The following is a 26,658-nucleotide window of genomic DNA, read 5'->3' as shown; positions in this document are numbered from 1 at the left end:
ACCCTCCAATTCTTCCATGAGTAATCAATTGCCCTTGTCAAAAGTGGCAATCTGGACCTTCAAAAATGGGGAACACCCTGTGTCCCCCTATCAACTGACTATTGCTTCTTCGTTTGTGCCATTACTTCTTCTGCAAAGTTTTCTTGACGCTTCTCTAAACCTTCTCCTACTTCGTAACGAACGAAGGCAGCAACCTTTGCACCCTTCTCGCTTAACAACTTGCCCACTTTTTTATCTGGGTCTTTAACGAATGCCTGATCGTTCACACAGATTTCTTCGAAGAACTTACTTAAGCGTCCTTCTACCATTTTTTCTACGATGTTAGCTGGCTTTCCTTCGTTAAGCGCTTGTGCTTTTAAGATTTCTTTTTCCTTTTCCACTTCTTCTTGGGACACTTGGTCACGGGAGATGTACTTAGGATTTGCTGCTGCGATGTGCATCGCTACGTCTTTAGCAAGGGATTCATCGTTTGAACCTTCAAGCGCAACAAGCACGCCGATTTTACCGCCCATATGTAGATAAGCACCAAAAGCTCCGTTTTCAGGCTTTTCTAAGATCGTGAAACGACGAAGAGAGATTCTTTCTCCGATCTTGGCAATCTTTTCGTTAAGGTATTCGTTTAGCGAAGACACGTTACCAAAAGCACCAGCTAAAGCTGCTTCCACATCAGCAGGGCGTTGCTCGACCAAGTGAGCGGAAATTTCCTTCGTTAGGTTTTGGAACTCTTCGTTCTTCGCTACGAAGTCTGTTTCAGAGTTGATCTCTAATACCACACCATAGTTTCCTTTTACTTCAACCGCTGTTAAACCTTCAGCTGCAATACGATCGGATTTCTTCGCTGCTTTCGCGATTCCTTTTTCACGAAGAATTTCCGCTGCACGCTCCATATCCCCATTGGATTCTTGAAGCGCCTTCTTGCAATCCATCATTCCAGCACCCGTTTTTTCACGAAGCTCTTTAACCATGCCTGCAGAAATAGACATAAAGATCCTCCTTCATAATATGTATTAGAATATTGTTTATACCCATAGAGAAAGGGTGGTAAGGGTTACTACACCCTTAGGCCACCCTTCTTAAACCTTACGCAGTTGTTTGTTCACCTTGGTTTCCTTCAATGATCGCATCAGCAACCTTCGCAGTTAATAGCTTAACAGCGCGGATTGCATCATCGTTTCCAGGAATCACATAGTCGATTTCATCTGGATCACAGTTAGTATCTACAATCGCAACGATAGGGATACCTAGTTTACGTGCCTCAGCAACAGCGATACGCTCTTTGCGTGGGTCAATGATAAACATAGCATCTGGAAGATCGCGCATTTTGCTGATACCTCCAAGGAACTTTTCAAGACGCTCTTTTACCTTGCGAAGAAGGATAACTTCTTTCTTCGGAAGAACTTCAAACGTTCCATCTGTTTCCCATTGCTCTAATTCATGAAGACGGTTGATACGCTTCTGAATGGTAGAGAAGTTAGTTAAAGTACCACCCAACCAACGTTGGTTGATATAGTACATGCCACTGCGTTCTGCTTCTTCTTTAACAGAATCTTGTGCTTGCTTCTTCGTTCCAACGAAAAGGATTTTTCCTCCGTTAGCACCAAGATCGCGCACGAAGTTGTAGGCTTCTTCAACCTTCTTAACTGTCTTCTGCAAATCGATGATGTAAATTCCGTTTCTTTCAGTGAAGATGTACTTCGCCATTTTGGGGTTCCAACGACGAGTCTGATGTCCAAAGTGAACACCTGCTTCAAGCAATTGTTTCATAGAAATAACTGCCATCTTCACGCACCTCCTTTATGGTTTTAGTTTCCTCCGTTTACCTCATTTTCAACCAAGACTATTCTGAGATAGCACCCTTGATCGAATTGATAAACGTGTGTATTTTTACACTGCTGATAACTATACCATATGTGTTTTTGAAAAGCAACATTTACACTGTGATCTTATCGATGCCCCGCTAATTGAAGGATCAGCTCAAGCTCTCCTTTGCCATAGCCCAATTTTTTTGAAATCTCTTCGATAGATTTTCCCTCTTTAAATAGCTCAAACACTTCTTGATATCGGTTCCTCAGGTGCAAAACATCCCTTGGTGGTGGTTCTGGCACCTCCACAGGGGGAGGTTGCTGAAGCTGACTTACTTCTGCTTCTAGCTCTTGTATGCGAGTCATTAAAAGGGATACCTTAACATCAGTCTTTCGATTGAGCTCGATCACCGTTTCCATCAATTGCTGATTTTCTTTTACCATCTCATCCGCAAATTTCTGCATAAGTTCATAAGTATGCTCGTCTATTGCTCCTTTTTTGTTTTTGACAAAAAAAAGGACCAATCCAATCAACATACCGACTAATAATACGGGGTATATCCAATCGTCCATGGCCATCACCACTTTTTACAATGAAATATCTAAGCTAAAGATCTGCTCTAGCTCTTGCTTAATAGGGCACGAATACGCAAGAGGGCTTTAGAGTGAATCTGTGAAATACGGGAAGGGGACAAGGCCATAATCTCCGCAATTTCTGTAAGTGTTAATTCTTCATAGTAGAATAGGGATACTACGATTCTTTCCTTCTCTGATAACCGATCAATGGCTTCTGCGAGAATTTGTTTTTGAACAGCCTCATCTAAAGCTCGCTGTGGCTCCTTTGCTTTCTCGTCCACGATCAAAGATTGTCTCAGATTTTTTTGGTCTTCCTCATCGTGAACAGGTTCATTGAGCGACAGCAGACTTGCAAAAGAGGCATCCGCATAGACCTGTCCCAGCTCTTTTTCAGAAATCCCGAGGTATGCACTTATTTCCCTATCCGTTACCGTCCGAAGGTTCTGCTGCTCCAGGACAAAATAGGCTTCCTCGATTTTCTTAGCCTTATCTCGGGCTGAACGGGGTATCAGATCACACTCTCTTAGCCCGTCCATAATAGCGCCACGGATACGCCAAGTCGCATAGGTCTCAAATTGAAGCCCACGCTCGTAATCGAATTTTTTCATCGCGTCCAATAAACCCATATGCCCAAAGCTCTGTAAGTCTCCTCGATCTACGGTACCCGGAAGACCGATGGACAAGCGCCCAACCACATAGCCGACAAGAGGGAGATACGCTTGTACCAGCTCCTCCTCAGCTTCTTTGTCCTTTTCAAGACGCCAGCGTTTCCATAAGTCGATGTTAAACGCCTTTTTTTCGACGGTTCGTGCCATTGATCAAACCCCTCCTCCCTCTATCTGTTTCCTTTTATTGGTTGGAAAGTACCCGGATGGCATTGGCAATATCTTCCGGATTATTCGCTGCACTTTTCTTTTTTACAACGGGAGGGGACAAAGGCGTAAACGTGCTGTACTCTGGCTTTGCCCCTGGTCCCTCTGCTGAATAGGAACCCATTTGCCCCAGTAAATCTTCCTCTGGTGTTTCCGCATTTACCCGCACTCCCACACCCTCCTCGTCCCGCTTCGTGTCAGAATTCTTCCTTGGGATTTGAAGAAAGAACCATCGAATCACAAGCATGCAAACGAAAAAAATAACAAACCCAAGCGTCGAACGCACAATTGAGGTCATCCATGTATTGTTTCCAATGGAACTTATGAAGGTAAAAAGAAAAGCGACACTGCCGAAAATAAAGGGTAGACTCCATCTATTCATTAAATTGCCTTCACTCCTTGATTCACCGTTCGGATATGCAATTCTCCGGTTGCACAATCCATCTCAATGGTGCGCCCGCAATTTCCGCCTGTGTCCTCAGAAAGTATACGGATGCCTTCCTTTCTCAGAGTTTCCTTACATGCCTCTACATTTCGGGGACCAATGCGCATGATATCGCTCGTAGATGAGAAGCTAAACATCTGAGCACCACCAGCTAATTTGGCCACAAGCCGACGACGGTTTGCTCCCTTTTTCTCCAGGTCTTTTATTAATTTAACAATAGCAGTGTCTGCATATTTAGCCACATTTACTTCACCTTTGCCCAAACTCGAGGAGGGAAGCATAACATGAGCCATTCCCCCGATCTTTGAAACTTGATCATATAGTGTTACACCTACACATGAACCCAGCCCCGTCGTTCGGATGCGGTCGGGAGAAGCTGCAACATTAAGATCTGCCATTCCTACTTTTACAATGTTCATTCTAATGGCACTCCTAATGACGAAAATATCTTTCCCAAATAGGCTGGGTCTGGCAGCAGAAAGAAGTGTCCCTGCACAGCTTCACTCCCTTCAAAAAAAACCGTATCAATCGCCAGGGCATAGTCACTAGACTGTCCTAGCTCAATTAATCCGTAGCTTAAGACGGCTCCAGCCATATCAACAGCCAAGGCCGGTACAGAGGGTTGTAAATTTAATTGAGTAAAGTCCGCTAAGGAGGATAAGTACGAGCCAATTAAAATATTCCCGACCTCACAGAGTGCCGATTTTTCCAGCTCGGTTAACTCCTCTCCTGCCGGCTCCGTTCCCAGTGTCTCCTTCACGAGACTGTAGGCAGAGCTTTGGTCCATAATAAAAAACATGTTGCCTGGTATATCCCCTAGAATACGCAGAAAAACAGCGACAACAACTTTTTCTGGCCCCCCTACAGAATCCGCAATTTCATCGAATCCAACAATCTGGACATGAGGGACTAACATGTCGACATCCTTTGCGATGAGCTTCGACAATGCTGTCGTAGCATGTCCAGCCCCAATATTGCCTATTTCCTTCAAGACGTCAAACTGAAACTCACCGAAATTGCCAAAGCCTTTGTTCATCTTATACGGCCTCAATGCCTTCAAGCTGTTGCACTTCAGATGCGTCCAACACTTTATCGAGGTTGAGCAAAATGAGAAGACGATTCTCCAGCTTAGCCACTCCGTGAAGGTATACGACTTCTACTCCTCCGATAATGCGAGGAGGCGGTTCAATTGCGTTGAGCGGAACATCAATCACATCGGATGCCGAATCTACAATAAGTCCCACTTCAACACCATTAACCGTCACGATGATCACTCGTGTATTTTCTGTATTCGAAGCATCATGCAAAAGTTCAAACCGCTCTCTTAGGTCAATAATGGGAGTGACGACCCCCCGCAGGTTAATGACTCCTTTTACAAAGGCTGGAGTTTTTGGCACTCTTGTGATGGCTTCAAGTCTTTCGATGGATTTTACCTGCTTCACATTCACGCCATATTCTTCATCCTGAAGGCGAAAAACAATGACTTTCATTTCTTCTACAATGTCACTCTTATTGGTTAGCATCAAGATTCCCCTCTACTTAATTAGTGCATTGCAATCTATGATTAAAGCGACTTGTCCGTCACCAAGAATGGTAGCGCCAGAAATCGCAAAGACGTTGACTAGATATTTTCCAAGAGACTTCAACACAATCTCCTGTTGACCTATGAACGAATCGACCACCAATCCTGCCATTTTGTCCCCCTTGCGCACGATGACCACCGAGATTTCGTCCTTTTTCTCTTGGATCTGATCGGGGATATGAAAAATCTTCTTCAAGGATACTAACGGGACTACTCGACCTCTAAAGTCGATGACATCTTGCTGATGAGCCCGCATAATCTGCTCTTTCTTAAACACCGCTGTCTCAATAATGGAGCTTAGAGGAACGGCGAACTTTTCCTTTTCCACTTCCACTAACATGGCGGAAATAATAGAGAGCGTTAGCGGCAACTGAATGAGGAAGGTGGTCCCTTGGCCTGAGACTGAATCTACGCTGACTGCGCCACCCAAGGATTCGATCTTGGTTTTGACCACATCCAAGCCAACGCCGCGCCCTGAAACATCTGTAATTTTCTCTGCAGTGCTTAAGCCCGAAGCAAAAAGCAGCTCATAGACTTGTTTATCCGACATTCCTTGGGGATCTTGAATAATCCCTTTTTCTATCGCTTTTTTCAGGATTTTATTCCTGTCTATTCCTTTTCCGTTGTCCATAACTTCAATAAATACGTGGTTGCCGCTGTGGTACGCTTTTAGAAGAACTCTGCCTACTTCATCCTTACCGAGTTTGGCACGCTCTTCTGGTGATTCCAAGCCATGGTCAATGGAATTTCGCAGCAGGTGAACAAGAGGGTCCCCTATCTCGTCTATGACGGTTCGATCCAATTCCGTTTCCGCACCTTCAATAATCAGGTTTACTTTTTTATTAAGATCCTTGGCCAGATCTCGTACCATTCGAGGGAATCGATTAAATACTTGCTCGACCGGCACCATCCTCATGTTCAAGATGATATTTTGGAGGTCACCGGAGATTCGGCTCATATGCTCTACCGTTTCAATGAGAGCTGGATTTTTAGAATCTCTTGATAACTGTTCCAGACGTCCTCTATCAATTACAAGCTCACTAAATAAATTCATGAGGATATCGAGTCTCTCAATGTCGACTCGAATTGTTTTTCCGCTTGCTACTTTTTTCTGCACAGGAGCTTTTTCTTTTTCTGCCAGTACACACTCACCCGCCTGCACTTCTTCTTCGACACGGGTACTTTCCTCTAATTTGGGTTCCACGATGTCCATTGAAGCTTCAGCCGTATAAGCCACTTGACCATCGATTTCTTGTATGGAAACCGACTCAATTTCAGACACGCTCATGACAAGCTTCTCTAGCTCTTCTTTGGTTTTCTTCGTTATAAGCACAACCTGAAAGTGCTGATCGAATTTTTCTTCCTCAAGTTCTTCAACAGATGGAATTGCTTTAATGATATCCCCGTTGGACTCTAATTGATCAAATACCATGTAAGCCCGCGCAGCCTTTAACACACAGTTTTCTCTTACTACGGTATCAATTTGGAAAACCGAGAAGCCCGAATCAATCGATTGCTTGATTACCGTCCATTCATAATCATCAAAGGGCATCGTAGGACCCGATTCACTAGAAGGGGCTGGTGCAACCACAGGAGGGGATGGGACGATTTCTCCTGAAAGGATACTCCGTAAATCTTGCAGAACGTAAGTTACATCGTGACGGCCATCCCCTCCTTGGGCAATGGAGTACACCATGGATTCAAGGATATCGACGCAGCGAAACAGCGTATCCATCATGGATGATTTTACGCCCAACTTTCCGTTGCGAACCTGATCCAGTACATTTTCCATCTCATGGGTCAGGTTAGCCATATCTTCAAAGCCCATGGTTGCTGACATACCTTTTAAGGTATGAGCTGAACGAAAAATATCATTGACGATCCCCGTGTTGCCCGGCTCGCCTTCCAGTCGCAGCAAGTTTTCATTTATAGCTTGAAGATGCTCCTTTGACTCCTCTATAAACATGTCCAAATATTGTTCCATATCCATTTATTGTTCACCCCTTCGTTTCTCCATGGATTACTTTTGTTAAATAGGCTCCTATTTTCGACAAAGGGAGAACGGTATCCACATTCCCCGATGCGATGGCTGACTTTGGCATTCCAAACACGACACAAGTCGTTTCATCCTCGGCTACTGCCTCTTGGCATTTCCCTGTTGCCTTTAGCGCTTGCAGTCCCTTGGTCCCGTCACTGCCCATACCAGTCATGATGACGGCGTAGGTAGTTGGCATACTCATTGCTGCCACGGATTCAAATAAACTGTCAACAGAGGGCCGATGTCCTGCTCTCGGTTCCTCTTGGTTTAGGGCCACATGTAACGTTCCTGACCCTTTTTTCTTGACCGTCATATGATAGTCACCTGGTGCTATGTATACCGTTCCTTTTTTTATTTCCATTCCGTCCTCCGCTTCAACAACGTGAAGAGAAGAAAGAGAGTCTAACCGTTGTGATAGAGACTTAGTAAATCCGGGCGGCATATGCTGCACGACGAGCACAGCCGCGGGGAGATCCTTGGGCAGAGAGGATAACACAATCTGCAAAGCTTTAGGCCCGCCCGTGGAGGTCCCTATCAGTATTATATTGGATAGTTCGGATTGACTAATAGGAAATGTAGCTTTGTTCCTAAAATTGTCGAATTTCATGGGTTCAAGTATCTGTTCGTTGGATCTCAGGGGAAGAGGCTGACGATTCACTTTAGCCATAGACGCTGCCTTCACCTTGGAGATGATTTGATCTTGAACTTTATGAATATCAAGAGAGATAGATCCAGAGGGCTTCCGGATAAAATCTACAGCCCCCAGCTCTAGAGCCTTCATGGTGGCGGCTGCTCCTTCCTGCGTTAAACTGCTCAGCATAACCACCGGTACAGCGTGATGCTTCATCAAATACTCAAGGGCGGCTAACCCATCCATTACGGGCATCTCAACATCCATGGTGACTACATCCGGCAACAACGCCTTGACCTTCTCTGTCGCTTCCAATCCATTCCTGGCGCGGTCGATCACTTCAATCTCGGGATCTTGTGACAAAATGTCGGAAATCATCTTTCTCATAAAAGCAGAATCATCAACAACCAAAACCCTGATCTTTCTCACCATCTCACCCCAAGTTTATCTCATATGACTCATTAATCGTTTCAAGAAGCCTTTAACTCCTCTTGGAACGTGTATGCTCTGAACGGTTCCTTCTAAGTAGCTATGGACCAAGTCCTTAATCCCTAATGATGCAATAGAACCCGGGTAAGCAAGGAAAAACGGGGTTTGCTGTTTTACGGCTCTAGACACATGACTGTCATCGTGCATATAACCTAAAGAGGAAATCTCAAGGTTTAAGAATTTCTTTGATACAAGCGCCAGTTTATCAAAGGCCATTTTCCCTTCGCGAGGATTCCCGACTCGATTGACCACCATTTTAAACTTGACACTCGGTTCATGAGCAGAAACCAATTTAACGACGGCATACGCATCCGTAATTGAAGTCGGCTCCGGTGTGGTCACGAGCACGACATCATCAGCAGCCATAATGAAACTAAGAGACTGTTTCGTTAATCCCGCTCCTGTATCGATAATGACAAAATCTGCATAGCCGTTTAAAGCGGCCATTTTTTCGAAGAATCGGTTAAGCTGTACTTCATTTAATTCCAATAGGTGGCTAAAGCCTGTACCCCCGGAGATAAATTCCAGGCCATTAGGCCCTTTTTCCAATACATCCCAAATGGTTTTATCCTGTTCAATTAAATCTAGCAAATAACTTTTAGGAGAAACACCCATGAGCACTTCAATATTAGCTAAACCAAGGTCAACGTCTAGAATGACTACCTTCTTCCCCGCCTGTATAAGACCAAGTGCAAAGTTTAGGGCGAAATTGGACTTGCCTACTCCGCCTTTTCCACTCGTAACCGTTACAATTCTGGTTTGCTTTAACGATTGATCGATTTGCTTCTTTACTATCTCGCGCAAACCTTGAGCTTGATCATACATGTCTATCTTCTCCTAGAATCAAATTAGCCACTTTCCTTGGATCAGCAACACGAATATCATCAGGGACATTTTGCCCTGTCGTCAGATACGATATTGATAGATGATAACGCATGACCATGTTTAGGATGGATCCGTAGGTTTGGGTTTCGTCTGATTTTGTAAATATGACTTTTTCTACTGTAATGCACTTAAAGTTTTCTAGTATCTCGATCATGTCGTTATTTTTGGCAGTCAAGCTCAGAACAAGATAGTTTTCCCCGCCTGTTAAACTTGGAAAGTACTGCGCCAACTCTTGTGCATAGTCTTGCTTCCTGTAGTTGCGTCCAGCCGTATCCACAAGAATAAGATCACAGTCAACTAAATTTCTCATCGCGGTTGCCATTTCACTAGGCTGAAAGACCACTTCCAACGGGATATTAAGAATATTCGCATAGGTACGCAACTGGTCTACCGCTCCTATCCTATAGGTATCGGTTGTGATCAAGCCTACCTTTCTTTTATGCTTCAATACGCCCTCTGCCGCTAGCTTGGCAATGGTTGTGGTTTTTCCTACACCGGTAGGACCAAAAAACCTTACCATACGAGTATCCTGACCGATAAGGCTAGTAGCCTTTTGTCTTTCCGTTAATAGCTCCTCGATGATCAGTTTTGCATGCTGTAATTGTGAAAGTTCCGTTTGTATGAATGTATGGGAATACCGGGTTTCCATTCGCTGCAGGATCTGGGCGATCCATTGTTCTTCTACGTCTTGTTTCCTTAACTGTGACTTCAGGCTATCAAAGTTTACATTTATGGATGCGGGCAAAGGGGCTGCTTCTGGCGGATTTTCAACCGAGCTTGGATGGAAATTTGCCGGAGCTTTTTGCCATTCCTCCTGAAAGATAGGGGCCTTTCTGGCTACAATCGATTTCAGATCATAAGTAGGAACCTCTTTTTTGCTTTCTTCCTGCCTTGCCATGGCCCTTGGCTGAGGAGGTCTGGTTTCTTCGTAAGCAGGAGAATATCCATTCGCCCCCTTCGGGGCTGCTGTAGAAGAAGAAGGACCATTATTTACATCAATAGCAGCAATGACCTCAATTTGCTTTCTAGTGAAAAAGCCAAGAAATCCACCTGTCTTGATGTTTTTGGTATTGAGAATAATGGCATCCTTCCCCAGCTCCGCTTTAATTCGCTGGAGGGCATCCGGCATCGAATCCACTACATATCTTTTGACGCGCATTATAGATTCACCACCCCTAGGCTTTGCACTTCAACATCTGCTTCAATTTCGTTATAAGAAAGAACGGGTAAATCGGGAAACATTCTTTCGAGTAGCTGTCTAGTATACATTCGGATGGCGGGAGAGGTTAAAAGAATAGGCTGGTGCCCCATATTCATTAAACGCTGCACCTGTTCAGAAAGAATCTGATAGATTCTCTGAGAAAGGTCTGGGTCCATCGCCAGATAGCTCCCTTGCTCCGTTTGCTGCACACATTCTGAGATCGTCTTCTCTAAGCTTGGTCCTGCGGTAATGACCCTAAGCGCTTGGCCAGGCTCAGCGTATTGAAGGGTAATTTGCCTAGATAAGCTCTGGCGCACATATTCCGTAAGCAAGTCAGGGTCTTTCGTATATTGTCCATAGTCTGCCAATGCTTCCATAATCGCATGAAGGTTTCGAATGGATATTTTCTCTTTTAACAGCTTTTGCAGCACTTTCTGAATATCCCCAACCGACATAATGGACGGAACCACTTCTTCCACAAGCGCCGGTGCTTGCTCCTTTAAGTTATCGATTAATGATTTAGTATCTTGTCTGCTGAGTAGCTCATGTGCATACTTCTTTATGATCTCAGACAAATGGGTGGCTACGACGGATGGAGGATCGACGACGGTATAGCCGGCTAACTCGGCTCGCTCTCGTACATCCTCAGATATCCAAAGCGCGGGGAGACCGAAAGAAGGTTCAATGGTATCAATCCCAATTACACTGTCATCTTCAATCCCTGGACTCATGGCTAAGTAATGATCCAATAGAATCTCGCCCCCAGCTACCATGTTCCCTTTAATTTTAATCATATATTGATTAGGCCGTAATTGAATATTGTCACGGATACGAATCACAGGTACCACTAATCCTAATTCCAAAGCACATTGCCTTCTGATCATGATGACTCGATCCAGCAAGTCTCCCCCCTGATTGGTGTCAGCCAGAGGGATTAAGCCGTATCCAAATTCAAATTCAATAGGATCTACATGGAGCAGCCCCAAAACACTTTCAGGGCTCTTCACTTGTTCTATTTCAGCGTCTTCCTCAGGAGCTTGAGCGGCCAGTTCCTCTCTTTGGTCGATCTGGCGCTGCAAGCGCATGCCTCCGAAGATGAGTATACCGGCAACAGGAATGGTACTGTAGGGACCGATGGGAGTAAAAATTCCTAGTAAAGCAATCGTTCCCGCTACAACAAATAAAAGCTTCGGGTAAGCTAATAACTGCTTGGACAAGTCGTCGCCCAGATTTCCATCGGATCCGGCCCGCGTCACCATGATCCCTGTCGCGGTGGATATCACGAGGGCTGGAATCGAGCTGACCAACCCATCTCCAACGGATAGCAAGGTAAAGGTTGTAGCCGCTTCAGCAAAGCCCATACCATGTATAGCCATTCCAATAATAAAACCACCAAGAACGTTAATTAAAAGGATAATAATCCCCGCTATCGCATCGCCCTTAACAAATTTACTCGCTCCATCCATGGCTCCGTAAAAATCAGCTTCCCGCTCAATTTTCTTACGTCTATCCCGAGCTTCATGCTCCGTAATCATACCCGCATTCATATCTGCATCAATACTCATTTGCTTGCCGGGCATGGCGTCTAAAGTAAAACGTGCTGCTACCTCAGCTACTCTCTCAGATCCTTTGGTAATGACGACAAAATTAATAATCACTAGGATAATGAAGATTACAAAACCTATGACGGGGCTTCCGCCGACGACAAACTCCCCAAATGCCCTTACCACCCTGCCTCCATCTGCATCCTGCAAAATGGAGCGCGTGGTGGAAACGTTGAGGGATAAGCGAAACAAAGTCGTCAATAGCAGAAGGGTAGGAAAAATCGAAAAATCCAAGGGCTCCTTGGTATTCATGGATACCATAAGAATAGTCAGAGCCAGCGAGATATTTACAATTAGCAAAAAATCGAGCAAAAGAGTAGGTAGAGGGATCACCATCATCATGACCACACAAATCACCATTACTAGAACGGAAATATCTTTAAGCTTCATGAATGACCCCCTCCTCTCTACGCTCGTTTTCTAATCTGATACACATAGGCTAAAACTTCAGCTACGGCCTTAAATAAGGATTCCGGCACTTCTTGTCCAATCTCAACTTGAGCATACAGCGCTCTGGCTAATGGCTTGTTTTCCATCATGATCACGCTCTCGCGCTGGGCAATTTCTTTCATTTTTAAAGCCACCTGGTCTTTTCCCTTGGCGACCACTTTAGGCGCCTGCATTTCTCCCGCTTTGTATTGAATCGCAATAGCAAAGTGGGTAGGGTTGGTGATAACCACATCGGCATTGGGAATTTCCTGCATCATTCTTCTCATGGCCATTTCCCGTTGCCTTTGTTTGATTTTCCCCTTAATTAAAGGGTCCCCTTCTGTTTTCTTAAATTCATCTTTGATATCTTGCTTGGACATTCGCAGTCCTTTTTCGTGTTCATACTTTTGGTAAAGATAGTCTAGTACAGACAGAACCAATAGCAGTAGGGCGATAAACGCTCCAATTTGGACAGTCAAAGTCGAAACAAGCGAGAGAACATTTCCTACAGACGTTTGTGACAAAACCATAATTTCGTCCACCGCCTTACCTAATACAAGGATGGCGATCGTTGAGGTCAGCACAATTTTCAAAATAGACTTTAGCAACTCCACGATGGCACGCAGAGAAAATATTTTTTTCGCACCCTGAATGGGATCTAGCTTCTCTAGCTTCATTTTCAGCGGTTCGGTTGTAAACAAGAATCCAATCTGAATATAGTTTGAAAAGATGCCCATAATTAAAGCAAGTAAAAGAAATGGAGCGACGATCATGGCGCTTTCGAACAAGAGATTATGAAACATCACCTGAATATTGGTGGAGGTGATCTCCCAATGCACATATTCGGTAAACGTGCCTCTCATCATCTTGAGAATATTCGCTGCCATGGATTGGCCCATGAATAAGAGGAATAAAAAACTAGATAACATGATTAAGGCAGAGGCTACTTCCTGACTTTTCGCGACTTGTCCTTTATTGCGAGCTTCTTGCTTTTTCTTTGGTGTTGCTTTTTCCGTTTTTTCACCTGCAAACATTTGCAGATTGACCGGAATCCATAGTTTTCCTTGTTCCACCTAACCCCACCCCATGGCTTTCAGCAAAGCCTCCATTGACTGGATTAACGATTTAAAGAGATTTTTTAGTGTGAAGAAATAGCCTGGAAGGACGATAAGCAGCATGAGGAAGCCTGCCAATAGTTTAATCGGAATCCCGACCACAAATATATTCAACTGAGGAACCGTTCTTGCAACGATTCCTAAGGCAACATCCACTAAAAAAAGTGAAACGACAAGAGGTGCAGCAATCATAAACGCGGAGAGAAACATATGATAAAAAGCCTGAGCTATGACCTGCGTGATTTCACCTTCGGTTAGATTCAGACCCAGCTGATCCAAAGGCACCATTTTATAGCTTTCTATGATTCCTTTGATAAGTAGATGATGAGCATTAATGGATAACAAAAAAAGCAAAGCCAAAATATATTTAAACTGACCCATTATAGGAGTGTGCACTCCGGTTTGCGGATCAATCACGCTAGCAATAGCCAATCCCATCTGCATGTCAACAAACCCGCCTGCGGTCTGTATCGCGTAAAGGATGAGCGTACCGATGAATCCTAGAACCAGTCCGACAAACACTTCTTTTAAGATAAGCAGGAAATAGGTTTCATCGAACACTACAGGTTCAATTCCTATTGACATAAACGTAATAAGGCTTAGGAAAAAGGCTAGACCAATTTTTGCCGATTGCGGGACATTTCGCGACGAAAAAATCGGCACGGTTACGAAGAATGAAGTAAGACGAACAAAAATTAATAGAAAACTAGGAAATAAGTCCAATGCAAAAAACAGGTTCATTCTTCTAACCTATAAACCGATATAAATTATTGAAGATATGATACGTAAAATCTACGAGCTGAGTTAACATCCATGGGCCAAACACAACGAGTGCGACCAAGATAGCGACAATCTTTGGCACAAAGGCCAATGTCTGTTCTTGTATCTGTGTTGTAGCCTGAAAAATAGCAACTAATAATCCTACCATTAAGCCGATTCCCACCACCGGGGCCGTTACGAGTAAGATCATATACACCGAATTTTTTGCAATCTGAATTACACCTTCCGGAGACACCCGCTTCACCTCACCTTAGTGGAATCTAAAAGCTTGATAGTAACGATTTAACGATTAGGTGCCAGCCGTCCACTAAGATAAAGAGCAGAATCTTGAATGGCAAGGAAATCATAACTGGCGGGAGCATCATCATCCCCATTGCCATTAAAATACTAGCGACTATCATATCAATGACAAGGAACGGGATAAAAATCATAAAGCCCATCTGAAAGGCCGTTTTAAGTTCACTTATTACAAAAGCCGGGACTAAAGCCGTTAAGGGGATTTCTTGGATTGTCTTAGGTTTTTCTAGCTGCAAGTACTCAAGAAACAACAGCAAATCCTTTTCACGCGTATACTTGCCCATAAACTCCTTCATGGGGACTGCAGCTTGTTCGAAGGCTTGCTGCTGATTCATCTGCCCAGCTAAATAAGGCTGTAAGGCTGTCTCGTTCACCGCCGAAAAGGTAGGAGCCATCACAAAAAAAGTTAAGAACAACGCTAGGCCAATCAAAACCTGATTGGGCGGCATCTGCTGTGTGGCCAAAGAAGTTCTTACAAAAGATAAAACAATGACGATTCTCGTAAAAGATGTCATTAATATCAACAAAGCAGGCGCAATGGATAATAGAGTAATAAGCAAAATAATCTGCAGCGTTGTGGAAACATCTTGCGGGCTATCACTCGTCCCAATATTTAAATCTAATCCGGGGATGACGGTTCCTGCAGCGAATATGGTCTCACTAAACATATGGGAAAAGATCAAGAGTAGAGGAAAAACCTTGAGCCAATTAACCTTCATGTTTTCTACCTTCTTTTGTTTCCGTTGCTTGATAAAGAACTTGTTCTGCTCTTGACCGATTTTCCTTTAACTGGCTAAGCTGATCCTCAAATATATATTGAAAACTCTGCTCTTCCGACTTTTGTTTCTTCCATCGCATTAGTAGATCTATCATCTTAGGTGTCTCCGTCTCTTTAGTCAACCAAGTTTCGATCTCTACTTGATCCTCTATTTCGGTCAGCATGCGAACATCTTGTCCTACTCCTACTACATAAAGCTTCCGCCCGATCTGGACCACTTGTAAAGAACGATTCTGACCGAGAGCCACGCCTCCCACAATACGCAGAGGCAGCCCTCCCAGAGACTGCCTTGACTGATTGGAAAGAAATCGGATAAGAAGATAGATGAGAACTCCAATAATAATGAGGAAAAAAACAACTTTTATTAGATAAGGCAAAATTTCAAAATCAGCTCCTACATTTCCTAACTGATCTTGATTCACTTCTTTGCCTATCCCCTGGTCAACCATCGGCTGCTCGCTATCGGCAAAGGCCAGTTGGAACTGGGCTCCCCCGAAAAATAAACTTATAAGAATCAAAGCTAAGTAAATCAAGCTAAGCCGTGACATGATCATCTTTTTTTCCCCTAGCCTAGAGTTTTCTTGATTGCCTCTATGACTCGATCAGCCTGGAATGGCTTTACCACGAAGTCTTTCGCACCGGCTTGAATCGCATCAATAACCATGGCCTGTTGACCCATCGCTGAACACATAATGACTTTTGCGGAACTGTCTAGCTTCTTAATCTCTCTTAATGCTGTAATCCCATCCATTTCTGGCATCGTGATATCCATTGTCACGAGGTCTGGCTTTAACTCCTTAAACTTCTCAACTGCTTGCGCCCCATCGCTTGCCTCACCGACCACCGTGTAGCCATTCTTAGTTAGGATTTCTTTAATCATCATTCTCATAAATGCTGCATCATCAACGATTAATACGGTATTTGCCATAATTGTTTCTGCCTCCAAGTTATTATAAATTTAGTTTATTGTAATTTTTGAACTCGATCCCATTGACTGATGATATCGGTTACGCGAACCCCAAAATTCTCCTCAATAACCACAACTTCGCCTTTAGCGATTAGTTTGTTATTAACAAAAATATCAACAGGCTCCCCCGCCAGCTTATCTAACTCAATAATCGATCCGGCCGACATCTCCAGAATCTCTCGAATTTGTTTTTTGGTGCGGCCCAGCTCCACGGTTACTTGAAGTGGAATATCTAACAACAAATTTAAGTTTCGCTCATCCATGGCAGGATTGGCGCCAGGGGTATGAAAAGGGCTAAATTGAGCATTATGGACATTGGGCGGCTGTCCCCCGTTTGGCATATTCTGAGGCGGCGTACCCGGATAACCAGGTGCACCGTACATGGGCTGCGCAGGCGGATACAGGGGTGGTGCGTAAGGGTAGCCAGGTACGGGCTGATACATCGGCGGTTGTCCGTAAGGTGGATACATAGGTGGTGGATAACCGGCCGGCGGCATCTGCCCATAGGGATCAGGGACTCCCTGTGCAGCCTGTGTGGGAGGCTCCGGCTTTATCTCGGGCGTCTTAGGTGGCACAGGAACCGGCGGCTCCTCCTCTACACTTCCTCCACCTAGAAGCAGAGAAACCATGTCTTTCGCAAAATGGACCGGCAGGAGCTGCATAATGCTAGAATCTATTAAATCTCCAATTTTCAATCGAAAGGAGATCTTAATAAAAACCTTGTCTTCCGGGAATGAATAGGATTGCTGATCCGTTCCAAAATCAAATAAATCGATTCCAGGCGGGGAGATATCCACCCGTTTATTAAATAACGTAGACATGGAGGTAGCTGCCGAGCCCATCATTTGATTCATCGCTTCTTGTACAGCACTAATGTGAAGCTCCGTAAGCTCAATATCTCGATTCGTCCCATCGCCACCCATCATAAGATCGGCAATGACCTTCGCATCGTCCGTCTGTATCACGAGAAGGTTTAGCCCTTTAAAGCCTTCCGTATACTCCACATGAACTGCGACATGGGGATGCGGAAACTCTTCAGAAAGCCGATCACGTTCTATCACACTCACGGTGGGTGTTGTAATATCCGTTTTTTGCCCTAGCAGCGTGGATAAGGCCGTGGCAGAGCTCCCAAAACAAATGTTCCCAATCTCACCCAGGGCATCTTGTTCCATGGGGGTTAAGTAATTACTAATATTTAAATTTTCGTTTAGTGCTTTTTCGTCCAGATTGTTCTCACGAAGCAGGGCATCGATTTCTGCTTGGGAAAGCATATCTCTATTGTTCATCTTCTTCCATCCCTTCGTCTAGCACCTTGTCAATCTGTATGGCAACTTTTCCTCCTTGAGTACCAGGACGCCCTTGGAATTTATATTTTGTACCAATGCGAATATTCATTGAACTGTCTTTTTTTGTATTAAGTTGAATAATATCCCCACTAGAAAGGTTAATAAATTCACCTACAGATATGGTTGCAGTCCCTAGCTCCGCAATAATTGGGATGTGGGCTTTTTTAACACGCTCTTGTAACACCGTCATTTCCTTTTTGTCCCTTGTCTTCTTTTGGGAGGAAAGCCAATAGTGGGCTGAGAGTTTTACCATCACTGGCTCTAACACCACATGGGGAAGACAAATGTTGATCACTCCCGTTGTGTCTGCAATCTTTGTGCTAAAGGAAATAACGGCTACCGTCTCGTTAGGCGACACAATTTGCATGAACTGTGGATTCGTTTCTGTCATGGTCAGCACCGGATCGATCGGTACCGCATCTTTCCATGCATCTGCATAGATTCGAAGTGATTTTCTGAACACTCTTTCAAGCACCATCGTTTCTATTTCCGTCAGCCCGGTGAACTTACTTTGACTGCTTCCCTGTCCCCCAAGCAACCGATCCAGCATCGCATAGCCAACATTAGGGTTTACCTCCAAGACCATGCGCCCTTCCAAGGGATCAGCTTCAAATACATTCAGAATGGTCATTTTAGGGATGGACCGAATAAATTCATCATAGGGAAGCTGATCGACGGAAGCGACGGTGAATCGTACTAACGTCCTAAGCTGAGCTGAAAAATATGTGGTCAATAATCGAGCATAGTTTTCATGAATACGTGTTAAGGTTCTGATCTGGTCTTTAGAGAAGCGCAGCGCTCGTTTGAAATCATAGAGCCTGACTTTTTTCTCCGTGAAGTCCTTTTTCATTTCCTCTGCATTCATTTCTCCAGATGACAGCGCAGCAAGTAAGGCGTCAATCTCATTCTGGGATAATACTTCCGATGACAGTGCGGCCACCCCCTTTGTCTCGAAGCTCGCTTATTGGATGATCATCCGCGTAGTTAGAACCTCTTCCACTTCTCCTTCTTGCAGCAGACCATTGATTTCAGACTGAACCTGCTCTTCCACCCTCTTAATGCCTTCAGGGCCTCGAATCTGCTCTTCCGTCATGCCGGAAAGTGTCTTCAGTATAATATGATCAACCTGGAATAATCGTTTTTCCAATTCCGCTTTCGATTTTTTGTTGTCTGCTTGAAGCTTAAACTTAATGCGGATATACCCTCCTCCGCTGAGATTCGTCGTAATCTCCTCGGTCTCCACGGTGAGCTTGATAATTTCATCGATACTCAGTGGGTCTTTTTCTTCTTCTACGCCCGCGTGAGCAGGGTTTATGTATAGCTTATAGACCGCAACAGCAGCCACTCCCAATAAACTAATGGCAATCATAAGAATAAGAGCAATATTAAACAATTTATTCTTAAACATTCGGGTCCCCTACTTCCTGTATTCCTACTGTTTTAAGCAGATGGATATCCCGGTAAAACTCTTTTATTAATACCATAACATCTAATGCTTTTTCTTTAACTATGAACTTTTTCCCATTGGTTAGTGTGATGATCGTATCTGGAGTTTCCTCAATGATCTCTATTAAAAAAGGGTTTAAAAAATAAGAGCTGTTATTTAATCTCGTAAGCTTAATCATACATTACAAGCTCCCCGCCGAAGAGTGAGAAAGAAAGGGAGCTATATGTCTCCCTTCCGTTAACCAATATTAGCGTTTCAGGTTGATGATCTCTTCCATCATTGTATCCGATGTGGTAATGATTCTTGAATTGGCTTGGAATCCTCTTTGGGTGATAATCATGTCTGTGAATTCTTCCGTTAAATCTACGTTAGACATTTCGAGCTGGCCAGAGATGATTTGAGACTTTCCTTCCATTTCATCAATAGAAGTAATGAGATCCCTAGGGTCATCTACATCCTGATGAGCATTAGGTGTAAGCTCATAAAGCGAGCCTCCAACCTTGTTTAGTCCAGCCGGGTTGGTTACTCTAGCAATCCCTATATATTGGTCTTCTATTGGACCTGTTACACCAGCAGCATCTGTCCCTATGACTTGTCCATTGGGTGCGATTGAGAAAGAAATGTAGTCTTCAGGGATATTGATCGGCTCACCGTCAGAGCTCAATACAAGGAAACCTTGCGCCGTTACTAGATTACCGGCTGCATCTCTAGTAAAATCCCCTGCTCTTGTAAAAAACACCTTGTCCTGGTCTTCACCCCCAGGCGTAACTGCAAAAAAACCGTCCCCATTAATAAGCAAATCTGTCGTTACGTTCGTCGATATAGGACTTCCAGGTGTATGGATCACATTAATGGCGGCTACTTGGGATCCTAGTCCAATCTGTCTAGGATTTAGCCCGCCCCTTGTTTCGACTTCACCAGAGGATGCAGAAGCAACCGTCTGGTTTAGCATATCCTGAAATGTCACTCTGCTTTTCTTAAAGCCCACGGTGTTCACGTTGGCGATATTATTTCCGATGACATCCATTTTGGTCTGGAAACCTCTCATCCCAGAAACTCCCGAATATAATGAACGAATCATACATTCTCCCCCTTTTGTAGTAGACTGCATCGGTCGGTCAGCAGTCATAAAGCCCCCCGTAGGTCCAGCTCTATTAGATTAATATGGTACTGTCAATTTGCGTAAACACGTGATCCTTCATGGATCGATCATCGATAGCGGTAATGACGGTTCGATTTTGGGTGCTGACAATAAATGCTGTATCGCGCATAATGACAAGCGTTTCTCTTCCGCCTTTTTGCACCGCTTTATCGACCGCTTGCTCTAAACGTTGAAGCTGCTCCTGAGATAGCTGTATTCCTCTCGATTGCATTCGAATCTGAGCATGTTGGCTAAATTGTAAAGGCTGACTCGCAGCTTCTTGTGTTTGCTGTAGGACATGGGCAAAACTTTTTTTCTCAGTCCCTGCTGTAGGAGATGCTGTCTTGTTGCTAACGGGCGGCATAATGGGAGGAAAAAAAGGTCTGTTGATCTTCACCTTGCTCTTACCCCCTTATACGGTGTAATTGATACCAACTTGTCCGATGACTGATCTCATTGGCTGTAGATTCACTGCCTCATCATCAGGATCTATGTATTCCTTATTTTTCTTGCCACGATTCGTATAGCCTCTGTGCTCTTGTGGATGCTGCTTCTGCTGCTGTTGGAAAAGCAAGCTTGTTGAACTTGCGGTGGATGATTCTACAACCTCCAAATGTTGAACCGAAACTCCTTGAAGCTGAAGGTTATGTCTTAGCTGGATAAGCTGATCCTCCACGGCTTGTTTGGCCAGGGCCGTCTCCACCATAAACTTAGCAGTCAATTGACCGTTGATCGTTTGGAGTTTTACATCGAGTCTCCCTAGTGATTCTGGCTGGAGTTGTAAGATCATCTCCTGAATCTGAGGGGTGCTCTTCACCAGAAACGTCCTCATCATGATAGGCTCCAACTCTTTTGTCAGAAGTTGAATCGGAACTTGGCGATGCTCCATTATTTCTGTCTTGCTTATCGGTTTCGGAGGATGGGTAAAGATAGAACTTAAATCCGTACGATATAGTAGTCCGTCTTCCTTCTCCCCAGAGTGCACAACAGGTTGGATTGACTCTATTGGGTGGCTGATCCCTACGTTCTTTACTTGCCAAGACTGTAATCCCAAACGATCCTTGCTTAGGAATCGAGCGTCTTTGAGCCCTCCCGTTTTTTCGATTGCCTCAAACTTGTCTAGAATCAATCGGAAGATGTGAGAGACTTTATCGCTATTTTTGCTGCCCTCTTCTCCTACTAGAGTAAAGGAATTCAATGTTTCGAGAATGTCTTCACTTAAAGATTGGAGCTTATTTATCTTGCCAGCAGAATCCAATCGAGCTTGCGGTAATTCTAATTCCTCTCGTAATGCCTTCGCTTGTGTGATCCCTTCCTCTAACTTTCCTAACAGGGCATGTTTTCCCTGATTTCCCCCTTTTTCTAGGGGGATTCTTGGTAGAAGAGCAGATAGGCTTGCGATCAAGTCATCTAAAGTCATGAACATCTCTTGAGACGCCTCGCTCCTATCCAGCTCTTCCTCTAGCAGCCCTGCAAACAAACCTGACTGGTCATTTTTGGGTTGAAGTATGGTCGATAATGCTGTTGGAGCAGATAGCAAGTCCACCGATGACATCATTTTCACTTGTGTTTCACCTCCCTTCACAGGGTAGACTACTTAAAATATAGTGCAAGCAGTGTGAAAATACAACAATCTTCCTATTTTTGAAACAAAATTTTCTCTTATTCGACATTAATCCTCGATTAATTTTGATATTAACTCAGCCCTCAATTCTGAATCCATTTGTTCCAATACAGTTCCCCGCTGCTGATTCGACATCTTCGCTAGTATCGAAAGCACTTTCTCTTTTTCTTCTGTTGATGAATGATGCATCTTAATTAGTATATCGGCTACCGTGGCCGGATTCATAACCGAAAACGACTTCACCATTTCCTCGATGTCTCTTCTTGTTTTTTCTACCTCAGCTAAAGATTTCGTTAGCGCTTGTATTCTTTGTTGCAGCGCAGCCATCTCATCTTTTTCCGATAACCGCAGATCCTTCAACAAAATGGTGAGCTCTCCAGCTCGCTGTGGGTTCATCTTAGCTACAATGCCCACTCGATCAGCAGGCTTCATAGCTGCCAAAACAAGAACCGCCTCCTCAGTAGATAGGCTTTCGAGGATCGGAGCTGCCTTACTAGGAGACATGGAACTATAAAGTTTAGCCAAGTCATTCATTTTGACTTGTCTTTCTTCATCCGTTACTCGCTTCTCTTCTAGCTGTTTCTGAAGATTGATGATCTCTTCCTCAAGCTTTTTGGTCTGGTTGTCCACGGATTCATGCTCTTTTTTCATGCTTTCAATTTCACTTTGTTTTCTCTGTATCTCTTCGTTAAGAACTGAGATCTCTTCTGTCAGCCTTGCAACTTGTTCTTCAAGGTTAGGCTGCGCACTCTCCATATCTTCATCCTCTTCCACAGGATCAGGCAAGTACTTCTCTATGTAGGGAATCTTATTTCCTACCGTCAGGACTTTATTCACTACGTCATACCCAAGCATATTTAACAGTAATCCCGTCAGGACCAAGGTGAAGAGAACTGGGAGGAAGATAATATAGAAAAACCATTCCATTTTACTATATTTTCGTTCTTCCACGGTTTCCTCCATGCTTACGCTCCCCCCTGTCGGATAAATCGCTGCAAGGCTAATTCATCCATTTCCTTTTGCTCCATTCGTATGGCTGCATGCTTATATTCTTGGTAGTCCTTTTCTTTCCAATGATCCCAAACCTGGCATTCTTTCGTTTTTTCTGTTAGTTGAGAATGGTAGTGATTTGCTTCTTGTTCAGCAAAATCTATGTCCTTTAGCTTTCTACTCACTAACTGCTCTAAGTGTTGAATATAGGACGAAATGGAAGCAAGCTGCTGAATAGGGACTGACTCCCCTCCCCAGTTCGAACACTTGTGCTCCCATTCTAAGATCATCGCCTGAAGGGTTTCTAGTTCTTGCTGTTGAGCATGTAAAGCCTGCAGACTTTCCGCATATTTCGTTTTGATCTCATCTTTTTCTTTCGTTTTTAAATCCATTAGTTTTTGGAAACGGAACAAGTAGCCACTCATTCTTCTCACCAGCTATCCCCAAAGTTTTCTCTCAGTATCTCCGTTGCAGTTTCAAAACTAGAAGGCTCATGAGTTCCTTGAGCCGTAATTCCGCGAATCAACGGTCTTGCCTTAATGGCTTGATCGATGTCTCGATTAGAGCCCATCTTGTACGCACCAATATTAATCAGGTCTTCATTATCCCGATAGAGGGCCATCAGCCTCTTCATTTGGGTGGCGGCTTGTCTATGGTCTGGACTGACAATATCATTCATTACACGGCTGACACTAGCCATGACATCAATTGCTGGATAATGTCCACTCTGCGCCACCTTACGACTCAAGACAATATGACCATCTAATATTCCCCTTACATTATCAGCAATGGGATCATTCATGTCATCTCCATCTACTAGCACCGTATAAAAGGCAGTTATACTTCCTTTATCCGAAGTACCTGCCCGCTCGAGTAACCTAGGAAGAAGGGCGAAAACAGACGGCGGATATCCACGAGTCGCTGGGGGTTCTCCAATGGCTAGTCCTAACTCTCTTTGCGCGGTTGCATAGCGAGTTACGGAATCCATCATGAGCATGACGTTAAGTCCTTGGTCTCGAAAATATTCAGCTACCGCTGTTGCCACCATGGCGGCTTTAATACGGATCAAAGCGGGTTGATCCGAAGTCGCAACGACAAGGACAGACCGCTTTAGACCTTCCGGCCCCAAGTCCTTTTCAATAAACTCAACAACCTCTCGTCCTCTTTCTCCAACCAGTCCAATAACATTGACATCCGCTTGAGTATTTCTTGCAATCATCCCCAATAATGTACTTTTCCCTACCCCGCTTCCAGCAAAAATTCCGACTCTCTGGCCTTGTCCAATGGTGAGAAGGGCATCGATTGCTCTGACTCCCACACTTAAGGGTTGATGAATTCTCGGCCGCTGGAGCGGATTAGGAGGGGGAGTAACCGCTGGAAAAGGGGAGAGCGATCGTGGCAAAGGAGCCCCATCCATTCTCTCTCCTAAGCCGTTAAGGACTTGTCCGAGCAATTCTTGTCCCACATGTATCATGAATGGCTTTCCTGTTGCGACTACCTCGCAGCCAGGCCCTATCGCTTCCAATTCTCCCAGGGGCATAAGAAGTACCTTATTATCACGGAACCCTACCACTTCGGCTAGTACAGGAGAACCTTTTCCATGAGGTAGAATACGGCACACCTCACCTAATCTTACATTTGGACCTTGGGATTCCACAGTAAGCCCAATCACTTGAGTAACCTTCCCATTCAGTCTGATCGAATCCAATTGAGTTAGGCAATCGAGATAAGCTTGTAAATTAGGCATGTCCATCTCTTCCCTTAGCCAAATCCAGCAACACTTGAGAGATGGCTTCAAGCTGCGTATCTACCTTGGCATCCACGGAACCAAACGCACTTCGAATTACGCATCCCCCCTCCTCAACGTCGTAGTCCGGCAACAGCTGAATCTCAACCTGTCCATGAAGCCATTTCTTTAATTCCATTTGCTTATTCTCGAGGAAATCATACTGACTAGGAGCAACAGAAATCGTAACCTTGTCTACCTCTTGCACCTTTAAGAGCGCTTCTCGCACAATAGACCATGTTTTTTCCGGATGAACCGCAAGCTCTTCTCGAATTACTTTCTTGGCAATGGCCATTGACAGCTCGACTAAGAAGGGTTCGGACTCTTGAATCCATTTGTCTTTTGCCACATAAGCCTCTTGTAAAATTTGTTTTGCCTGAATAATGGCTCGTTCTTGCTCCTCTTGTGCCGCTTCATATCCTTGCGCATGACCGTGCCGAAATCCTTCTCGATAGCCATCCGCTTTTGCTTCTTTCTGAATACTCTCATCTCCCACTCTTCTTTGGTTCCACCAATTCTCGATCTCTTCCTGGGCTTGCTGTTGGATCCTCTGGGACTCGAGTAAAGCTTGCTGTATGATTTCTTCAGCTTCTTGTTGGGCAGCTAGAATGATTTGTTCAGACGTTTGTTTCGCCTGTTGGACCTCATCCTCGTCCAAATCGGTCTCTTGTTCTAGACTTTCCTCATTAACCGAAGATCCTTCGGTTGATATTACGACTTCATCTTCTACCGAATAATATTCATAGGAGCGAATGACACTGGATCTGGGCCTTTCCGGAGAAATGGGAGTAAAAGGGTGGGACTTGATGATATTAGACAATAATTTCGTCGCCTCCTCCACGCGAGATGATGATTTCTCCTGCTTCCTCTAAACGGCGAATGGTGGATACGATGCGGGTTTGTGCTTCCTCGACATCCCTCAAGCGTACCGGTCCCATGTACTCCATTTCTTCCTTAAAGGTCTGGACCATTCTCTTAGAGATATTTCGGAATATCGCCTCTTTCACTTCTTCGCTTGCCACTTTGAGAGCTAACATCAAGTCTTGGTTCTCCACATCGCGAATAATGCGCTGAATCGACTTATCATCAATGGTGACAATATCCTCGAATACAAACATTCGCTTTTTGATCTCTTCTGCCAGTTCTGGATCCTGGATCTCCAAAGTATCCAAGATCGTCCGCTCTGTACTCCGGTCTACATTATTAAGAATGGCAACCGTGGCTTCAATTCCTCCGGCCTTCGAATAATCCTGCGTAATCGTCTGAGACAGCTTCTGCTCTAGTACCTGTTCCACTTCGCTAATAACCTCTGGCGACGTACTATCCATCAGCGCAATCCGTTTCGCTACATCTGCTTGACGCTCATGTGGCAAGGCGGAAAGGATAGCAGAGGCTTGGGCGGGCTCCAAGAAAGACAAGACTAAGGCAATCGTTTGCGAATGTTCATTCTGTATAAAGTTAAGGATCTGCGAAGGATCCGCTTTGCGGGCAAAATCAAACGGCCGTACATGCAGATGCGAAGTTAAGCGATTAATAATGTCCATGGCCTTCTGCTGACCTAAGGCACGCTCTAAAATATCTTTTGCATAGCCAATGCCCCCTTGAGAGATATAATCTTGAGCAATGGCAATCTGATGAAATTCATCCACCACTTCTTCTTTAACAAAGTTATCCACCCGGCGGACATTGGCAATCTCTAGGGTTAGGTCTTCAATTTCATCTTCGCGCAGATGCTTAAAAACTTGCGCTGAAGTTTCTGGTCCCAAGGAAATCAACAGAATCGCTGCTTTCTGCCTACCGCTTAGTTCTTTATTTGCCATAGCCTATTCACCT

31 protein-coding genes are annotated in these 26,658 nt (G+C 44.4%); all 31 read right to left on the bottom strand.

Annotation, left to right across the window (positions count from 1 at the left end):
• Positions 1–98: 98 nt before the first annotated feature.
• The 31 genes from tsf to fliG all read right to left on the bottom strand — a co-directional run bounded on the left by tsf (position 99) and on the right by fliG (position 26,645).
• Positions 99–983, bottom strand: coding sequence for a translation elongation factor Ts (gene tsf, locus EIZ58_RS09750; protein ID WP_134700402.1), 885 nt, complete (start codon positions 981–983; stop codon positions 99–101).
• Between the two features lie 97 nt (positions 984–1,080).
• Positions 1,081–1,779, bottom strand: coding sequence for a 30S ribosomal protein S2 (rpsB, locus tag EIZ58_RS09745; RefSeq protein ID WP_134700401.1), 699 nt, complete (start codon positions 1,777–1,779; stop codon positions 1,081–1,083).
• Positions 1,780–1,943: 164 nt separating this feature from the next.
• Positions 1,944–2,375, bottom strand: coding sequence for a DUF6115 domain-containing protein (locus EIZ58_RS09740; protein WP_134700400.1), 432 nt, complete (start codon positions 2,373–2,375; stop codon positions 1,944–1,946).
• A 47-nt stretch (positions 2,376–2,422) separates the two neighbouring features.
• Complete coding sequence (locus tag EIZ58_RS09735) at positions 2,423–3,193, bottom strand: FliA/WhiG family RNA polymerase sigma factor (protein ID WP_134700399.1); 771 nt, start codon at positions 3,191–3,193, stop codon at positions 2,423–2,425.
• Positions 3,194–3,227: 34 nt separating this feature from the next.
• Positions 3,228–3,632: a hypothetical protein gene (locus tag EIZ58_RS09730; RefSeq protein WP_134700398.1), complete on the bottom strand. Its 405-nt coding sequence runs from the start codon at positions 3,630–3,632 to the stop codon at positions 3,228–3,230.
• Complete coding sequence (locus tag EIZ58_RS09725; protein WP_134700397.1) at positions 3,632–4,114, bottom strand: chemotaxis protein CheD; 483 nt, start codon at positions 4,112–4,114, stop codon at positions 3,632–3,634. The genes EIZ58_RS09730 and EIZ58_RS09725 overlap by 1 nt, the downstream gene beginning before the upstream one ends.
• A complete protein-coding gene (locus EIZ58_RS09720) occupies positions 4,111–4,731 on the bottom strand; it encodes a chemotaxis protein CheC (protein ID WP_134700396.1) in 621 nt (206 codons plus the stop codon). The genes EIZ58_RS09725 and EIZ58_RS09720 overlap by 4 nt, the downstream gene beginning before the upstream one ends.
• 1 nt (position 4,732) lies before the next feature.
• Positions 4,733–5,218 (bottom strand): chemotaxis protein CheW, encoded by a 486-nt coding sequence (locus EIZ58_RS09715; RefSeq protein ID WP_134700395.1) that lies wholly within the window; start codon positions 5,216–5,218, stop codon positions 4,733–4,735.
• Between the two features lie 12 nt (positions 5,219–5,230).
• Positions 5,231–7,267 carry a chemotaxis protein CheA gene (locus EIZ58_RS09710; RefSeq protein WP_134700394.1) on the bottom strand — a complete coding sequence of 679 codons (2,037 nt, stop codon included), beginning with the start codon at positions 7,265–7,267 and terminating at the stop codon, positions 5,231–5,233.
• A 7-nt stretch (positions 7,268–7,274) separates the two neighbouring features.
• On the bottom strand, positions 7,275–8,375 hold the full coding sequence (locus tag EIZ58_RS09705) for a protein-glutamate methylesterase/protein-glutamine glutaminase (protein WP_134700393.1): 1,101 nt from the start codon (positions 8,373–8,375) through the stop codon (positions 7,275–7,277).
• A gap of 15 nt (positions 8,376–8,390) precedes the next feature.
• Positions 8,391–9,260, bottom strand: coding sequence for a MinD/ParA family protein (locus EIZ58_RS09700; protein WP_134700392.1), 870 nt, complete (start codon positions 9,258–9,260; stop codon positions 8,391–8,393).
• Complete coding sequence (gene flhF, locus EIZ58_RS09695; RefSeq protein ID WP_134700391.1) at positions 9,253–10,479, bottom strand: flagellar biosynthesis GTPase FlhF; 1,227 nt, start codon at positions 10,477–10,479, stop codon at positions 9,253–9,255. Before flhF ends, EIZ58_RS09700 begins: the two co-directional genes overlap by 8 nt.
• A complete protein-coding gene (gene flhA / locus EIZ58_RS09690; RefSeq protein WP_134700390.1) occupies positions 10,479–12,515 on the bottom strand; it encodes a flagellar biosynthesis protein FlhA in 2,037 nt (678 codons plus the stop codon). The genes flhF and flhA overlap by 1 nt, the downstream gene beginning before the upstream one ends.
• Positions 12,516–12,532: 17 nt before the next feature.
• The gene (gene flhB, locus EIZ58_RS09685) at positions 12,533–13,627 is read right to left on the bottom strand and encodes a flagellar biosynthesis protein FlhB (RefSeq protein WP_370297644.1); all 1,095 of its coding nucleotides are present in this window, start codon (positions 13,625–13,627) and stop codon (positions 12,533–12,535) included.
• On the bottom strand, positions 13,628–14,410 hold the full coding sequence (gene fliR, locus EIZ58_RS09680) for a flagellar biosynthetic protein FliR (protein ID WP_134700389.1): 783 nt from the start codon (positions 14,408–14,410) through the stop codon (positions 13,628–13,630).
• A gap of 4 nt (positions 14,411–14,414) precedes the next feature.
• Positions 14,415–14,684, bottom strand: a complete 270-nt coding sequence (gene fliQ / locus EIZ58_RS09675; protein ID WP_134700388.1) for a flagellar biosynthesis protein FliQ — start codon at positions 14,682–14,684, stop codon at positions 14,415–14,417.
• 25 nt (positions 14,685–14,709) lie between these two features.
• On the bottom strand, positions 14,710–15,465 hold the full coding sequence (fliP, locus tag EIZ58_RS09670) for a flagellar type III secretion system pore protein FliP (protein ID WP_134700387.1): 756 nt from the start codon (positions 15,463–15,465) through the stop codon (positions 14,710–14,712).
• Entirely contained in the window at positions 15,455–16,078 is a 624-nt protein-coding gene (locus EIZ58_RS09665) for a flagellar biosynthetic protein FliO (RefSeq protein WP_134700386.1), read from the bottom strand. The genes fliP and EIZ58_RS09665 overlap by 11 nt, the downstream gene beginning before the upstream one ends.
• A gap of 11 nt (positions 16,079–16,089) precedes the next feature.
• Positions 16,090–16,452 carry a response regulator gene (locus EIZ58_RS09660; RefSeq protein ID WP_134700385.1) on the bottom strand — a complete coding sequence of 121 codons (363 nt, stop codon included), beginning with the start codon at positions 16,450–16,452 and terminating at the stop codon, positions 16,090–16,092.
• A gap of 35 nt (positions 16,453–16,487) precedes the next feature.
• On the bottom strand, positions 16,488–17,777 hold the full coding sequence (gene fliY / locus EIZ58_RS09655; protein ID WP_134700384.1) for a flagellar motor switch phosphatase FliY: 1,290 nt from the start codon (positions 17,775–17,777) through the stop codon (positions 16,488–16,490).
• Positions 17,767–18,777: a flagellar motor switch protein FliM gene (fliM, locus tag EIZ58_RS09650; RefSeq protein WP_240688998.1), complete on the bottom strand. Its 1,011-nt coding sequence runs from the start codon at positions 18,775–18,777 to the stop codon at positions 17,767–17,769. Before fliM ends, fliY begins: the two co-directional genes overlap by 11 nt.
• Positions 18,778–18,798: 21 nt before the next feature.
• Complete coding sequence (gene fliL / locus EIZ58_RS09645; protein ID WP_134700383.1) at positions 18,799–19,245, bottom strand: flagellar basal body-associated protein FliL; 447 nt, start codon at positions 19,243–19,245, stop codon at positions 18,799–18,801.
• Positions 19,238–19,462 (bottom strand): flagellar FlbD family protein, encoded by a 225-nt coding sequence (locus EIZ58_RS09640; protein WP_134700382.1) that lies wholly within the window; start codon positions 19,460–19,462, stop codon positions 19,238–19,240. The genes fliL and EIZ58_RS09640 overlap by 8 nt, the downstream gene beginning before the upstream one ends.
• Before the next feature lie 69 nt (positions 19,463–19,531).
• Positions 19,532–20,365 (bottom strand): flagellar hook-basal body complex protein, encoded by an 834-nt coding sequence (locus EIZ58_RS09635; protein ID WP_134700381.1) that lies wholly within the window; start codon positions 20,363–20,365, stop codon positions 19,532–19,534.
• 73 nt (positions 20,366–20,438) lie between these two features.
• A complete protein-coding gene (locus EIZ58_RS09630; RefSeq protein ID WP_134700380.1) occupies positions 20,439–20,822 on the bottom strand; it encodes a TIGR02530 family flagellar biosynthesis protein in 384 nt (127 codons plus the stop codon).
• A gap of 15 nt (positions 20,823–20,837) precedes the next feature.
• A complete protein-coding gene (locus tag EIZ58_RS09625) occupies positions 20,838–21,983 on the bottom strand; it encodes a flagellar hook-length control protein FliK (RefSeq protein WP_240689032.1) in 1,146 nt (381 codons plus the stop codon).
• A gap of 114 nt (positions 21,984–22,097) precedes the next feature.
• Positions 22,098–23,012, bottom strand: a complete 915-nt coding sequence (locus EIZ58_RS09620) for a MotE family protein (protein ID WP_134700378.1) — start codon at positions 23,010–23,012, stop codon at positions 22,098–22,100.
• Positions 23,013–23,014: 2 nt separating this feature from the next.
• Complete coding sequence (gene fliJ / locus EIZ58_RS09615) at positions 23,015–23,464, bottom strand: flagellar export protein FliJ (protein WP_255438250.1); 450 nt, start codon at positions 23,462–23,464, stop codon at positions 23,015–23,017.
• A gap of 5 nt (positions 23,465–23,469) precedes the next feature.
• The gene (fliI, locus tag EIZ58_RS09610; RefSeq protein WP_134700376.1) at positions 23,470–24,792 is read right to left on the bottom strand and encodes a flagellar protein export ATPase FliI; all 1,323 of its coding nucleotides are present in this window, start codon (positions 24,790–24,792) and stop codon (positions 23,470–23,472) included.
• A complete protein-coding gene (locus tag EIZ58_RS09605) occupies positions 24,779–25,645 on the bottom strand; it encodes a FliH/SctL family protein (protein WP_167577587.1) in 867 nt (288 codons plus the stop codon). The genes fliI and EIZ58_RS09605 overlap by 14 nt, the downstream gene beginning before the upstream one ends.
• A complete protein-coding gene (gene fliG / locus EIZ58_RS09600) occupies positions 25,638–26,645 on the bottom strand; it encodes a flagellar motor switch protein FliG (RefSeq protein ID WP_134700374.1) in 1,008 nt (335 codons plus the stop codon). The genes EIZ58_RS09605 and fliG overlap by 8 nt, the downstream gene beginning before the upstream one ends.
• Positions 26,646–26,658: the final 13 nt, after the last annotated feature.

It is taken from the genome of Ammoniphilus sp. YIM 78166, from assembly GCF_004522215.1.
Lineage (GTDB): Bacteria > Bacillota > Bacilli > Aneurinibacillales > RAOX-1 > YIM-78166.
Note: the sequence above shows the minus strand (reverse complement) of the source record. Positions and strands in the feature narration are given on the sequence as shown.